This window comes from Paracoccus pacificus (assembly GCF_042680785.1).
Classification (GTDB): domain Bacteria; phylum Pseudomonadota; class Alphaproteobacteria; order Rhodobacterales; family Rhodobacteraceae; genus Paracoccus; species Paracoccus pacificus.
Genome location: NZ_JBHUEN010000013.1, coordinates 140,259 through 154,484, shown reverse-complemented (window position 1 = coordinate 154,484; position 14,226 = coordinate 140,259). Strand labels below are relative to the sequence as shown.

Here is a 14,226-nt window from a genome sequence, read left to right as displayed (position 1 = left end):
GCCCGTCGGTTAGGCCAGGGGGCCGCGATCAGGCCTTGATGCGGCGATGGCGGATCCAGCCGCCGCCCAGCACTCGGCTGCCTTCGGTCTCATAAAAGACGCAAGCCTGCCCGGCGCTGACGCCATCTTCGGGGTCCAGCAACTCGACCTCGGCCGAGCGTGGGCCGGTCGCGCGCAGAAGCGCGGGACGCGGCGGCCGGGTCGAACGGATCCGCACCGACACCTGCCGTTCCGCCGTGCCGTCGAAAGCGCCGTCGCCCAGCCAGTTCACCTCATCCACCAGCACCGTGCGGGTGGCGAGCGCGGTGCGCGGGCCGACGACGACGCGGCGGTCATCGGCGTCCAGCCGCACCACATAAACCGGATCGGCCATGCCGCCGATGCCAAGGCCGCGCCGCTGGCCGATCGTGTAATGGATCACGCCCGGATGGCTGCCCAGCACATTGCCGTCCAGATCCACGATCTCGCCCGGTTCCGCCGCCCCGGGACGCAGTTTTTCGATGACGCTGGCATAGTTGCCGTTCGGCACGAAACAGATGTCCTGGCTGTCGGGCTTGTCCGCCACCGACAGCCCGTATTGCGCGGCAAGCGCGCGGGTGTCGTTCTTGCTGGCCAGATGGCCCAGCGGAAAACGCAAAAAGGCGAGTTGCGCCGGCGTGGTCGGGAACAGGAAATAGCTTTGGTCGCGCGCCGGGTCGGCCGCCATATGCAGTTCGGGGCCGTTCGCGCCGTCCTTGCGCTGGATGTAATGCCCCGTGGCCATGCAATCGGCATCCAGATCGCGGGCCGTCGCCAGAAGATCCCGGAACTTCACCCGTTCATTGCATCGGATGCAGGGTACCGGCGTCGCGCCGGCCAGATAGGCATCGGCAAACTCCTCGATCACCGATTCGCGGAACATGTTCTCGTAATCCAGAACATAATGCGGAAAACCGATGCGCTCGGCCACGCGGCGGGCGTCATGAATATCCTGCCCGGCGCAACAGGCGCCCTTTTTCGCCAGCGCCGCGCCGTGATCGTAAAGTTGCAGGGTCACGCCGATCACGTCATAGCCCTGATCGGCCAGCAGGGCCGCCACGACCGAGCTGTCGACGCCGCCCGACATTGCCACGACCACGCGCGTATCCGCCGGCGCCTTGGCAAAACCCAGCGAGTTCAACGTTGGTTCGGTCGCCGTCACGGGTGCGGCAAGATCGGAAGACAACACAAAGAAATTCCTTCAGCGGGCGATTGACGGCGCGGACCGTGCCACGAAAACCATCCCCGTATGTCGGGGCGAATGGCCATGGCCGGGCCGGATCGCTAAAAATATAGGAAAATACCGGGCATCCTCAAGGCATGAAAACGGCTTTTCCTGTGCGATGCTTTACCCGAAATTAACCCCGGACTGCAATAAGATGCAGGACAAACAAGCGGGTGACAGATGTATATAAGAAAAACCGACCGGCCCCGGATCATCACCTTGCCCGACGGCACGATACTCTCGGTGGCGGATCTGCCGCCGGTGGGGCTGGGCCGCTGGGTGGCCAGCCGCAAGGCGGTGGTCGTCCGCGCGGTATTGCATGGCCTGCTGACGCGCTCGGAAGCGATCGAACGCTATGATCTGTCCGAGGAAGAATTCGGAAACTGGATGGAAAATATCTCGCGCCACGGCACCGCGGGGCTGAAGGTCGCGGCCATTCCGCAGCTTCGTCAATCGAAAGACCACAATCAAGGGTTGTAATGATAATAAAATCTGTGGTTGAGTAACCGGATGTTAACCTTTTGATGGCAGCTTGAATTCAAAGAACCGCTCAAGGACAGGTTACTCCATGCGCATACTTCTGGTTGAAGACGATCCCACCACGGCCCGCAGCATCGAACTCATGCTGGGTCATGCCAGCTATAACGTCTATTCGACGGATATGGGCGAAGAGGGCATCGACCTGGCCAAACTGTATGATTACGACCTGATCCTGCTGGATCTGGACCTGCCCGACATGTCGGGGATGGAGGTTCTGCGCCAGATCCGGATGTCGCGGATCAACACGCCGATCCTGATCCTGACCGGATCGGATGACACCGAAAGCAAGCTCAAGGGCTTTGGCTTCGGCGCCGATGATTACATGACCAAGCCTTTCCACCGCGAGGAACTGGTCGCCCGCATTCAGGCCATCATCCGCCGGTCCAAGGGGCATGCCCAGGCGGTGATCCGCACCGGCAAGCTGGTCGTCAATCTGGATGCCCGCTCGGTCGAGGCGGACGGGCGCACGGTGCATCTGACCGGCAAGGAATATCAGATTCTGGAACTGCTCAGCTTGCGCAAGGGCACGACCCTGACCAAAGAGATGTTCCTGAACCATCTTTACGGCGGCATGGATGAACCGGAACTGAAGATCATCGACGTTTTCGTCTGCAAGCTGCGCAAGAAGCTGTCCGAGATGCTGACCGGCGAAAACTATATCGAAACCGTCTGGGGGCGCGGCTATGTGCTACGCGACCCCGAACCGAATGCGAACCTGCGCAGCCTCGCGGCGGTCTGAACCGCCGAAACGCAGCGTTTTCGGCGCGGCGGGAACAGGTATTCGCGGCGCGGCATGGAACGATGGAAAGACCGGGGTCCGGCTTGTCCCCGGTCTTTTTTCGGTGTCACATCACTTGCCTGATGGCGCCCCGGACGGCGGCGCGGCCTCCTGCCCTTGACCGGCGGTCCGCGGCGGGTGCATGTCAGGGCGCGGGATGGGCAAGCGGGGATGGTGCTGCGATGGCGCGGACGGCGGGCAATGGCGATGATCGGGATCGGGATCGGGATCGGCAGGACGCGGATCATCCCGTCCCGGAACGTGAGGCGGCGGACCGGATCGCCATCCTGACCCGGCAGATCGAGGCCGCCAATACCGCGTATCACACCGAGGACGCCCCCGAAATCCCGGATGCCGAATATGATGCGCAAAAGCGCGAGCTCGCGGCGCTGGAAAAGGCGTTCCCGCACCTCGCCCAACCCGACAGCCCGACCGGCAAGGTCGGCGGCGCGGTGGCCGAGGGGTTCGGCAAGATCACCCACGCCCGTCGGATGATGAGCCTTGAAAACGCCTTCTCCGCCGCGGAGGTTGCCGATTTTGTCGACCGGATCCGGTCTTTCCTGAACCTGCCCGCCGACCGGCCGCTGGATTTCACGGCCGAGCCGAAGATCGATGGGCTGTCGCTGTCGCTGCGATACGAGGGTGGCCGGCTGGTGCAGGCCGCGACCCGGGGCGACGGCGCGGTGGGTGAAAACGTCACCGCCAACGCCCGCACCATCGGCGACATTCCCCAGACCCTGCCGGCAGGCGCGCCCGAGGTGCTGGAGGTGCGGGGGGAGGTCTATATGACCCATGCCGATTTCGCCCGCCTGAATCAGGGCGACACCGGCGCCGCGCCGGTCCGCACCTTCGCCAACCCCCGCAACGCGGCAGCGGGTTCGTTGCGCCAGCTTGATCCCGCGATCACCGCCGCCCGGCCGCTGCGGTTCTTCGCCTATGCCTGGGGTGAAATCTCGGCGCCGCTGGCGAAAACCCAGATGGGCGCGATCCGGCGCCTTGCGGAACTCGGGTTTCAGACCAACCCGCTGACCCGGCTGTGCAGCAGCATCGAACAGATGCTGGCCGCCTGGGCCGAGATCGAGCAGCGGCGCGCGACATTGGGCTATGACATCGACGGCGTGGTCTACAAGGTCGACGATCTGGCGTTGCAGGCGCGCCTGGGCTTTCGCTCGACCACGCCGCGATGGGCGCTTGCGCATAAATTCCCGGCGCAGACCGCCTGGACCCGGCTGGAAAAGATCGAGATTCAGGTCGGGCGCACCGGCGCGCTGTCGCCGGTCGCCCGGCTTCAGCCGGTGACGGTCGGCGGCGTCGTGGTCTCGAACGCCACCCTGCATAACGAGGATTATATCGCCGGTCTCGATTCGCGCGGCCAGCCCATTCGCGACGGCCGCGACATCCGCGAGGGCGACTGGGTCGAGGTCTATCGCGCCGGCGATGTGATTCCGAAGATCGCCGATGTCGATCTTGCCCGTCGTCCCGCCGATGCCCGCCCCTATCTGTTCCCGGATCGCTGCCCCGAATGCGGCTCGGCCGCGGTCCGCGAGCCGGGCGATTCCGTGCGGCGCTGCTCCGGCGGGCTGGCGTGCCCCGCGCAAGGCATTGAGAAACTGCGTCATTTCGTCTCTCGCCCGGCCTTTGACATTGCCGGCCTTGGCGCCAAGCAGATCGAATCCTTCTGGCGCGACGGCTGGATCGCAACCCCGGCCGAGATTTTCACCCTGTCCGAGCGCCATGGCGATGGCAGCGAAGAACCGCTTTCGGCGCGGGAAGGCTGGGGGCCGAAATCGGCCGCGAACCTGTTCCGGGCCATCGCGGAACGCCGCAACATTCCCCTTGACCGCCTGATCCTTGCGCTTGGCATCCGCCATGTCGGCGAACATGCGGCGCGGATCCTGGCCCAGCATTACCGCGACTGGCCCGCGTTCGAGACCGCGATGAGCGCCGCGACCCCCGGTGCCGGCCCCGAATGGCAGGAACTGACTTCGATCGACGGGGTTGGCGATGTCCTGGCGGAATCGGTGGTTCTGGCCTTTCATCAGCCGGCTGAACGGAAGGTCATCGACGATCTGGTCGGGCTTTTGAACGTGATTCCGGTCGCCGCGCTGCAGACGACCTCCAGCCCCATCGCCGGGCTGACCGTGGTCTTTACCGGCACGCTGGAGCGGATGACCCGGGCCGAGGCGAAGGCGCGGGCCGAGGCGATGGGCGCGCGGGTCGCGGGTTCGGTTTCGGCCAAGACCGATCTGGTCGTCGCGGGCCCCGGGGCGGGATCGAAGGCGAAGAAGGCGGCGGAACTGGGAATCCGCGTGGTGGATGAGGACGAATGGCTGACCATCGTGGGTTAGGGGGCGGCGGGGGATCAGGGAGCCTCGGGGGATCACGGGATGGTGGCGGATGAGCATCGCGCCGCCGCAACCCGCACCGCCAAAAGGCCGCCCGCCGGTCCTGTTCCCGCTGTTCGCCGATATCGAGACGCTGCCCGGCGTCGGCCCCCGCGCGGCCAAGGCCTTCGCGCAGCTTAACATCACCCGCCCACGCGATCTGGCCCTGACGCTGCCGGTCGGCGGCGTCTTACGCCGGCCGATCGCCCGGCTTGCCGATGCCCGCCCGCCCGAAATCGTGACGCTGCGGCTGACCATCGACCGGCATATGCCGCCCGCCCGCAAGGGCCGGCCATGGCGGGTCATCGCGTCGGATGGCGCGCAGGATGTGCAGCTTGTGTTCTTTCATGCCCGGCAGGACTGGCTGGCGAAGGAATTGCCGGTCGGGGCGGCGCGCATCATCTCGGGCAAGATCGAGCTGTTCGACGGCATGGCGCAGATCGTGCATCCCGATCTGATCCTTGACCCCGCCGATCCGCCGCCCGCGCCTTATGAGCCGGTCTATCCGCTTTCGGCCGGCCTTACGCAGCGCATCGTCGGCCGCGGCGTCGCCGCCACGCTGGAACGTGTGCCGCCGCTGCCCGAATGGATCGACCGCGGGCTCAAGGCGCAACGGGGTTGGCCGGATTGGGACGAGGCCTTGCGCGTCGCGCATCATCCGCACGGTCCGGGCGATCTGTCGCCCGACACGCCCGCGCGGCAAAGGCTGGCCTATGACGAACTCTTGGCCCACCAGTTGACGCTGGCGCTGGCGCGGCGCTCGGTCCGCAGGGGGATGGGGCACGCCACGGCGGGCGATGGTCGCCTGCGGCGGCGGGTGATCGCGGCCTTGCCATGGCCGCTGACCGGGGCGCAGACCCGCAGCATCGACGAAATCGCCGCCGACATGGCCGAGCCGCGCCGGATGAACCGGCTGCTTCAGGGCGATGTCGGGTCCGGCAAGACGGTGGTGGCGCTGATGGCGGCGCTGATCGCGGCCGAGGCCGGCGGGCAGGCGGTTCTGATGGCGCCGACCGAGATCCTCGCCCGCCAGCATCTCGCCGCACTTGCCGCGCTGGCCGAGGCGGCCGGCATCCGTGTCGCGGTTCTGACCGGCCGCGACAAGGGTGCCGCGCGGCAGCAGGTGCTGAACGACCTTGCCGCCGGGCTGATCGACCTGTTGATCGGGACCCACGCAGTCTTTCAGAAAGAGGTCCGTTTCGCCGATTTGCGGCTGGCGGTGATTGACGAACAGCATCGCTTCGGCGTGGCGCAGCGGCTGGAGCTTGCCGGGAAAGGCGGCGCGGCCCCCCCCGACATGCTGGTGATGACGGCAACGCCGATCCCGCGCTCGCTGGCGCTGGCGCAATATGGCGACATGGATCTGTCGGTTCTGGACGAAAAGCCGCCGGGACGAAAGCCGGTGGCGACGGTCGCGCTGCCGCTGGATGAGATTGACCGGATCGTCGACCGGCTGGATCGGGCGATGCGCGATGGCGCGCGCGCCTATTGGGTCTGTCCGCTGGTCGAGGAAAGCGAACTGGTCGACCTGACCGCGGCCGAGGAACGCTTTCGGATGTTGCGGGCCCGGTTCGGCGAGGATGCCGTCAGGCTGGTCCACGGCCAGATGCCGCCCGAGGACCGCGACCGCGCCATGGCGGATTTCGCCGAGGGGCCGGCGCAACTGCTGGTCGCGACGACGGTGATCGAGGTTGGCGTGAACGTGCCCGAGGCCACGATCATGGTCATCGAGCGGGCCGAATCCTTCGGTCTGGCGCAACTGCATCAGCTTCGCGGCCGGGTCGGGCGCGGACGCGAGGCATCATCCTGCGTGCTGCTGTATCAGGCGCCGCTGTCCGAAACCGCGACGCGGCGGCTGGCGATCCTGCGCGAGACCGAGGACGGTTTCCGGATCGCCGAGGAAGATCTGGCCATGCGCGGCGCGGGCGATGTGATCGGCACGGCCCAGTCCGGTCTGCCGCGGTTCCGCATCGCCGATCTGGAGCGGCAGGCCGGGTTGATGGAGGTCGCGCGGCAGGACGCCCGCAGCCTTCTGGAAACCGACCCCGATCTTGACGGCGAACGGGGCAGGGCGGCGCGGCATCTGCTGTGGCTCTTGGAACAGGACCGGGCGATCCGGCTGATCGCGGCCGGTTAGGACTGCCACGTTATTCATGCTTAGTTCTTAAAAAGTTCTTTACTTGTTCCAAGAATCATGAGAACAAAAGGATAACAACTCAGGAGGAACAGGCGATGAAGGATATGCTGAATGCGCTGCGGGATGCCGATCTGATCGGCGATGCTTGCGGATTTCTGGCGATTTGCATCATGACCGCCGTTCTGTTGTGGCTGCCGGGTCTGCTGGCTGTCTGAAGGTTTTTCGGTTCACTGCCCCGCATGTGTCCATGGGCGCCGTTCCCCACGAAGCCCGATGCTCTCCGCGAGTTCCTGTCCGGATCATGCGCAACTGGCCGGCCCGCTGCAAAGCGGCCGGCCTTTTTCATTGCGCGGCGGAAACGGGTGCGCCGGCCGCATCCTCGGCCGCGGCCACCACGGCCTCCCACGCCAGCATGATCGAGGCGTGGCGGTTCGGAAAATCGCGCGCCGCGGCAAGGAAACGTAGATCGTCGAAAGGTGCGCCGGGCTCGGGACCGCCGGCCAGCATGGCGCGCAACCGGTCGCGTGCGGCGGCGAGTTCCTGCGGGGTCTTGCCCAGCACCACGTGCCCCAGCGCCCCGGCCGAAGCCTGACCCAGCGCGCAGGCCCGCACCTCTTGGGCGAATTCCGCGATCCGGCCGTCTTTCAGCACCACATCGGCCGTCACCGACGATCCGCATTGCGGCGACCGGCGATAGGCCGAACCCTGCGGCGCGGGCAGGCGTCCCAGATGCTGAATATCGGCGGCCAGCGCAAGGATCTGCCGGGAATAAAGCTGAACCAGATCGGTGTCGGACATTTCAATCCTTTCGATATGCCCTTAGATAGGCACCGGATGCCCGGAAGGAAAGACATGCAATTCGATCCCGCCAATCTCCGCTATGACGACCGGGGGCTGATCCCGGCGATCGCCCAGGATCATGTGACGGGCGAAGTCCTGATGATGGCCTGGATGAACCGCGAATCCATTCAGAAAACGCTTGAGGATAATCTTGTAACCTATTGGTCTAGATCAAGACAATCGTTCTGGACCAAGGGCGGATCCTCGGGCCACCTTCAGCGGCTGGTCGAATTGCGGGTGGATTGTGACCGCGATACGCTGCTGCTGCTGGTCGAACAGACCGGCCCGGCCTGTCACACCAACCGGCGAAGCTGCTTCTTTACCGCCGTGCGGGATGATGCCGAGGTCGAAATCATGCGCCCGGTTCAGGAAATCCCCAGCGAATGACGGATCCCGTCAGCGCTCGCGCCCGCGTCGCGTAGCTGGCGCAAGGACCGCGCGTCGTCACGTTTGGCAAGGCGCTTACCGCTGTCGTCGCGGATCAGATCATGGTGGTGATAAAGCGGGGCAGGAAGTTTCAGTAGTTTCTGAAGAAGAACGTGTATCCATGTGGAATCAAATAAATCTTTTCCACGAACGACCTTGGTGATGTCTTGTGCGGCGTCGTCCACCGCGACGGCCAGATGATAGGATGTGCCCATGCCGCGACGCGCCAGCGCCACGTCGCCAACCGAATTCATAAACTGCTTCTGTGTCAATGTATTGGGAGTGTTACCTGAACCAGAAGTTTCGGTAAAGGAAACTTCATCAATGCCCAGATTGTCGAACGCGGCGGCGCTGTTCAGACGGATAACGTCGTCCGGTCCGGCCGCGGACATCGGGCGGTTGCGGCAGGTGCCGGGGTAAATCAGGCCGTCCGGCCCCTCGACGCCTTCCTGCGGGGCCGAAAGTGCCGCGCGGATGTCGCCGCGACGACAGCGGCAGGGATACAGCACCCCCAGCTTTTCAAGCTGTTCCAGCGCATCGCGATAGGCCCCCATCCGGTCGGATTGCCGCATGACCGGCACCGGCCAGTCCAGACCCAGCCAGTGCAGATCATCATAGATGGCGGTCTCATATTCGGGCCGGCAGCGCGTGCGGTCGATGTCCTCGATGCGCAGCAGGAACTGCCCGGGCGTGGCCAGATGCTGCGCGGTCAGCGCGGAAAACGCATGTCCCAGATGCAAAAGACCCGTGGGCGAGGGCGCGAAGCGCGTCCGGACCGGCGCCTGATCGGTTATGCCGCCAGCCACGCCTGAAAATCCGCCTTGGCGCGGTCGGTATAGGCCGGATAGCGGTCCTTGCGCCCGCGCCGGCCGCCCTTGGCCTCGACCGGCGGGAACAGCCCGAAATTCACGTTCATCGGCTGGAAGGTGCGGGCGTCGGCGCCGCCGGTGATGTGGTGGACCAGCGCGCCCATGGCGGTGGTGCCGGGCGGCGGGGGCAGGTCGCGGCCCAGAATCCCGGCCGCCGCCATCCGCCCCGCCAAAAGCCCCATCGCCGCGCTTTCGACATACCCCTCGACCCCGGTTACCTGTCCGGCAAAGCGCAGGTTCGGCCGCGCGCGCAGCCGCATACGGTCATCAAGCAGGCTGGGAGAGTTCAGGAACGTGTTCCGGTGAATGCCGCCCAACCGCGCGAAGCTGGCATTCTGCAAACCGGGAATCATTTTGAAAACATCGGTTTGCGCGCCATATTTCATCTTGGTCTGGAAGCCGACGATATTATACAGCGTGCCAAGCGCATTGTCGCGGCGCAGTTGCACCACGGCATAGGGCTTGTCGGCGGGGCGATGGATATTGGTCAGCCCGACCGGCTTCATCGGCCCGAAGCGCAGGGTATCGCGGCCCCGCTCGGCCATGACTTCGATCGGCAGACAGCCATCGAAATAGGGCGTGGGATCGGGGGCCGAAGATTCCTCGCCGGCGTGGAACTCGGTCTTTTCGGCGGCCAGAAGCGCGTCGATGAACGCCTCGTATTCGTCGCGGGTCATCGGGCAGTTGATATAAGCGGTGCGCTCGGCCTCGGTCTCGCCCTTGTCATAGCGGCTTTGGCGCCAGGCGATGTCCATGTCGATGGTGTCGGCATGGACGATGGGGGCGATGGCGTCGAAGAAGGCCAGCGCCTCGGCCCCGGTCAGGCCAAGGATCGACCGGCCAAGCGCGGCCGAGGTCAAGGGGCCGGTGGCGATGATCCAATGCCCGTCGGCGGGCAGATCGGTTATTTCGCCAGGCGCGATCGTGATCAGCGGGTGGTCCGACAGCACTTCGGTCACATCGGTGGCAAAGGCGTCGCGGTCCACCGCCAAGGCGCCGCCGGCCGGCAGCTTGTGGCGGTCGGCCATGCGCATCAGAAGCCCGTTGGCGGCGCGCATTTCCCAATGCAGTTGCCCGACGGCGTTATTGCGGTCATCGTCCGAACGGAACGAGTTCGAGCAGACCATTTCCGCACAAAGCCCGGTGCGATGGGCGAAGGTGCCGACCTGCGGGCGCATTTCGTGCAGAATTACCGGCACCCCGGCCTCGGCCGCCTGCCATGCGGCTTCGGACCCCGCCATGCCCGCACCAACGATATGAAGAACCTCGCCCATGCACCTGTCCTAGTCATCAGCGGTACAAATTAAAAGGGCGGGACCCGTAAGGTCCCGCCACAGTTGGGCACGCCGGATGGCGTTGGCCCGATCAGGCTTCTTCGGCCTCTGATTCCGCGGCGTCCGCATCGGCGCCTTCATCGCCCTCGGCATTGTCCGACGCGCGCAGGCCCGAAGGCGCGGCCACGTTGGCGATGACGAAGTTGCGGTCGATGACGGGTTTCGCGCCCGAGGGCAGTTGCACGTCGTTGATATGGATGCCGTCGCCGATCTCCAGACCGGTCAGGTCGACGGTGATGTGATCGGGAATGTCACCCGCGGTCACCATCAGCTCGACCTCGGGGCGGACCACGACCAGCGTGCCGCCGCGCTTCAGGCCCGGTGATGCCTCGTGGTTGATGAAATCGACGTGGATGAACAGGTTCACCCGGCTGGTGCGGCGCAGACGCATGAAGTCGATATGCGTCGGCAGGTCCTTCACCACATCGCGCTGAACGCCGCGGCAGATGACGCGCACGTCGTCCTGACCTTCGACTTTCAGGTTGAACAGCGTCGACATGAAGCGGCCGGCGCGCAGGCGGGTCAGCAGCTTGTTGAAGTCGAGCTGGATGGGAAGGGCGTCCTTGTGGTCACCATAAACGATGCCGGGCACCTTGCCCTCGCGCCGAGCCTGACGGGCGGCCCCCTTGCCTGTCCCCGTCCGAACCTCGGCCTCGAGATCTGGGATCTTCTTGGCCATGATATATTCCTTTGACTGTGTTACGGACCGCTTCCTCCAAGGGTGAATGGCGGGTCCAAGGCCGTGCCTATAGTGCCGGTTCGCGTAAATGAAAAGCGAAAATTGCCCGGATCAGCCTTTTTGCCGGGGGGCGCCAGCGGTCGCGGTCCCCACCGCCCGGCCGGATCACCACGCGGTAAATCCGCCGTCCAGCACAAGGTTGGCCCCGGTCATATAGCTTGAGGCATCCGAGCCGAGAAACTGCACGATGGGCCCGAATTCGTCAATCTCGGCCTGCCGGCCCATCGGCACCCGTTCTAAAAAGGCGTCGATGAATTCCTTGTCGAAGCTGCCGGTTTTCACCCCGCCGAAGGTGACAAGGTTCACCCGCACACCTTTTTGCGCCCAATAGGTTGCCAGATAACGGGTCATATTCAGCAGGCCCGATTTCGACGCCGCATAGGCGATGGCTTTGACGAAGGGCTTGCCGTCCCGCTTCTCGCGATAGGCGTAAAGCGCCTGATTGGGCGAGACCATGCCGTACATCGACCCCACCATGATGATCGAACCACGACCGGCCTCGGCCATCTTCGCGCCGATCACCTGCGAAGTCAGCATGACACCGGTCAGGTTGGTGTCGATCACCTCGTCCCAGTATTTCTGGGGATAGACCTCGAACGGGGCGTTCTGGTCGGCGTCCCCGTCGGGCTTGCTGTCGATACCGGCGTTGTTGATAAGAATGTGCGGCACGCCCCAATCCCTGACCAGCAGATCGGTCGCGGCTTCAAGCTGCGCCTTGTCGCGCACGCTGGCCACATAGACCCGGATACGGTCGGACAGGCCGGGAAATTTCTCAGCGATCCGGGCATCGTCGAACGGGCGGCGGCTGAAGATCGCGACCTTGGCGCCAGCCCCGGCCAAGGTCTTGGTGAACTGCGTGCCAAGCTGGCCCAGACCGCCGGTGACCACGGCCACGCGGTCTTTCACCGAAAATGCATCGGTCATTCGTTGGGTCCTTTCTGTGCTGAGGTGCGGTCGCCTTCGGCAAGGATGCCGGGCAGACTGTCGGGCTTGTGACGCAGCGCCCGGTAAAGGGTCAGGAGGATGATGCCGCAAACCACGATGCCAAGACCGGCCGCCACCGGACGCTGGAAGAAACCCAGCAGATTGCCATGGGTAATCTGCATGGACATGATGAAATTCCGTTCCAGCACCGGGCCAAGGACGAGGCCAAGGATGACCGGCGCGATGGGATAGTTGTTCCGCTCCATCACATAGCCGACCAGCCCGGCGACCAGCATCGTCCAGACCCCGAACAACGTGTTGTTGACCGCGTATGAACCGACGAAACAGCAGATCAGGATCATCGGCACGATGACCGAACGCGGCACCGACAGCACATGTCGCGAGGCCTTGATCGCCAGGTAGCCAAGCGGGAACAACAGCAGGTTCGCGACGAAAAAGCTCATGATGATCGAGGTCGGCATAACCGGATTTTCCACAAACAGGCGCGGTCCGGGCGAAACCCCCTTGATATAAAGCACCCCGACCGCGATGGCTGTGACGGCATCGCCGGGAATGCCGAAGACAAGCGCCGGGATCCACGCGCTGGACAGGCCGGCGTTGTTCGACGAGGTCGCCTCGATCAGGCCCTCGGGGTGGCCGGTGCCGAATTTCTCCGGGGTTTTCGAAAAGCGTCGGCTCATGCCATAGGCGATCCACGCCGCCAGATCGCCGCCGACGCCCGGAAGCGCCCCCACCGCCGAGCCGAGCGCTGTGCCGCGAAGGATGCTGAGAGGATAGCGCCGGACCAACGCCCACATGCCCCGGAACGGATGGTAGATCTCGCCCTCGGGCGGCTTGGGCATGATCACCGCGCTGGCCGAGAAACCGCGCAGGATCTCGGACATGGCGAACATGCCGATCATGACCGGGATAAAGCTGATCCCGCCGGTCAGTTCGGTGCTACCGAAGGTAAAGCGCGGCTGGCCAGTGGTGACGTCAAGGCCAACTGTCGCCGCCAGCAGCCCCAGCACCAGCGAGACCCCGCCCTTGGCCGGCTCGGTCGTGCTGACAAGTGCGCAGGTCAGCAGCCCCAGGCAGGCGAGCCAGAAGAATTCAAAGCTGGAGAAGTTCAGCGACACCCGCGCCAGAAGCGGCCCGGTCAGCAACAGGACCGCGGCGCCGATCAGCCCGCCGGTCGCGGAAAAGAAGAAGCCGAGCGAAAGCACCTCGCTTGCCCGGCCGCGCCGGGTCATTGCATAGGCCTCTTCGGTGTAGGCGGCCGAGGCCGGCGTGCCCGGAATACGCAAGAGCGCGCCCGGAATGTCGCCTGCGGTGATTGCCATCGCGGTAGAAGATACAATCAGCGCGACCGCCGGCAGCGGGTCCATGTAAAAGGTGATCGGCACCAAAAGCGCCGTTGCCATGGTTGCGGTCAAGCCGGGCAGGGCGCCGACGAACAGCCCATAGCCCGCGCCTAACACGATGGCGACCAGTACCTTGACCTGAAGCACCGCGAGGATGGCTTGTCCCAGAACCTCGAAGCTCATCACAGGATTCCCTGAAGCGGGCCGGCGGGAAGGTCGACATACATCAGCCGGGTGAAGGCGAGATGCAGGCCGATCACAAAGACCGGCGCGACCACAAGGATCGTCAGGGGCCGCGCATTCATCAGATACATCAGCCCGGCCATGAAGATCATTCCGAACAACGGGAATCCTAGCGGCTGAAACAGATAAATACCGGCCACCAGCCCCAGCACGGACCAAAGCGCGGCTACGCGCTGGCGCATCGGCACGTCCCACTCGTCGACCGAGATCAGAGGGCCGTGTTCACGCAGACCCGACTTGGTGATGGCGGCGCCGAACAGTATCAACGCGCCGCCGCAGATGATCGGCATCAGGTCCGCACCGAAGCGGACGCCGGGAACCGAGGGCAGGCGGGCGGCCGCGTAAATGACCACCACGCCGAAGATCACCAGCCCTGGCCCCAGCAAACGGTCGCTGAGTTGCATG

The 14,226-nt window shown here is 64.8% G+C and carries 13 protein-coding genes; 5 read left to right on the top strand and 8 right to left on the bottom strand.

Annotated elements, in window-relative coordinates; translation table 11 throughout:
* Window positions 1–28: 28 nt before the first annotated feature.
* Window positions 29–1,204 (bottom strand): tRNA 2-thiouridine(34) synthase MnmA, encoded by a 1,176-nt coding sequence (mnmA, locus tag ACFSCT_RS05210; protein ID WP_379140690.1) that lies wholly within the window; start codon window positions 1,202–1,204, stop codon window positions 29–31.
* 219 nt (window positions 1,205–1,423) lie between these two features.
* On the opposite strand from mnmA, the gene sciP reads away from it, so the two are divergent.
* The 4 genes from sciP (at window position 1,424) to recG (ending at window position 7,082) form a co-directional block, all read left to right on the top strand.
* Window positions 1,424–1,723: a CtrA inhibitor SciP gene (gene sciP / locus ACFSCT_RS05205; RefSeq protein ID WP_379140689.1), complete on the top strand. Its 300-nt coding sequence runs from the start codon at window positions 1,424–1,426 to the stop codon at window positions 1,721–1,723.
* Between the two features lie 88 nt (window positions 1,724–1,811).
* A complete protein-coding gene (ctrA, locus tag ACFSCT_RS05200; RefSeq protein ID WP_379140687.1) occupies window positions 1,812–2,522 on the top strand; it encodes a response regulator transcription factor CtrA in 711 nt (236 codons plus the stop codon).
* Window positions 2,523–2,743: 221 nt separating this feature from the next.
* Entirely contained in the window at window positions 2,744–4,909 is a 2,166-nt protein-coding gene (gene ligA / locus ACFSCT_RS05195; protein ID WP_379140685.1) for an NAD-dependent DNA ligase LigA, read from the top strand.
* A gap of 49 nt (window positions 4,910–4,958) precedes the next feature.
* A complete protein-coding gene (gene recG / locus ACFSCT_RS05190; protein WP_379140683.1) occupies window positions 4,959–7,082 on the top strand; it encodes an ATP-dependent DNA helicase RecG in 2,124 nt (707 codons plus the stop codon).
* A gap of 342 nt (window positions 7,083–7,424) precedes the next feature.
* Here recG and ACFSCT_RS05185 read toward each other — a convergent pair whose 3' ends face one another.
* On the bottom strand, window positions 7,425–7,880 hold the full coding sequence (locus ACFSCT_RS05185; RefSeq protein ID WP_379140681.1) for an iron-sulfur cluster assembly scaffold protein: 456 nt from the start codon (window positions 7,878–7,880) through the stop codon (window positions 7,425–7,427).
* Window positions 7,881–7,934: 54 nt separating this feature from the next.
* Between ACFSCT_RS05185 and hisI the strand changes: the two genes are divergently transcribed.
* Window positions 7,935–8,309, top strand: a complete 375-nt coding sequence (gene hisI, locus ACFSCT_RS05180) for a phosphoribosyl-AMP cyclohydrolase (protein WP_379140679.1) — start codon at window positions 7,935–7,937, stop codon at window positions 8,307–8,309.
* On the opposite strand, the gene gluQRS is transcribed toward hisI, so the two are convergent.
* The 6 genes from gluQRS to ACFSCT_RS05150 all read right to left on the bottom strand — a co-directional run bounded on the left by gluQRS (window position 8,288) and on the right by ACFSCT_RS05150 (window position 14,225).
* On the bottom strand, window positions 8,288–9,154 hold the full coding sequence (gluQRS, locus tag ACFSCT_RS05175) for a tRNA glutamyl-Q(34) synthetase GluQRS (RefSeq protein WP_379140677.1): 867 nt from the start codon (window positions 9,152–9,154) through the stop codon (window positions 8,288–8,290). The two genes, hisI and gluQRS, sit on opposite strands and share 22 nt — an antisense overlap.
* Entirely contained in the window at window positions 9,139–10,491 is a 1,353-nt protein-coding gene (trmFO, locus tag ACFSCT_RS05170) for a methylenetetrahydrofolate--tRNA-(uracil(54)-C(5))-methyltransferase (FADH(2)-oxidizing) TrmFO (protein ID WP_379140675.1), read from the bottom strand. The genes gluQRS and trmFO overlap by 16 nt, the downstream gene beginning before the upstream one ends.
* Before the next feature lie 91 nt (window positions 10,492–10,582).
* Window positions 10,583–11,230, bottom strand: a complete 648-nt coding sequence (locus ACFSCT_RS05165; protein ID WP_379140672.1) for a 50S ribosomal protein L25/general stress protein Ctc — start codon at window positions 11,228–11,230, stop codon at window positions 10,583–10,585.
* 165 nt (window positions 11,231–11,395) lie between these two features.
* Entirely contained in the window at window positions 11,396–12,214 is an 819-nt protein-coding gene (locus tag ACFSCT_RS05160; RefSeq protein ID WP_379140671.1) for an SDR family oxidoreductase, read from the bottom strand.
* Complete coding sequence (locus tag ACFSCT_RS05155; RefSeq protein ID WP_379140669.1) at window positions 12,211–13,761, bottom strand: tripartite tricarboxylate transporter permease; 1,551 nt, start codon at window positions 13,759–13,761, stop codon at window positions 12,211–12,213. The genes ACFSCT_RS05160 and ACFSCT_RS05155 overlap by 4 nt, the downstream gene beginning before the upstream one ends.
* Window positions 13,761–14,225, bottom strand: coding sequence for a tripartite tricarboxylate transporter TctB family protein (locus ACFSCT_RS05150; RefSeq protein WP_379140668.1), 465 nt, complete (start codon window positions 14,223–14,225; stop codon window positions 13,761–13,763). Before ACFSCT_RS05150 ends, ACFSCT_RS05155 begins: the two co-directional genes overlap by 1 nt.
* Between the last annotated feature and the right edge of the window lies 1 nt (window position 14,226).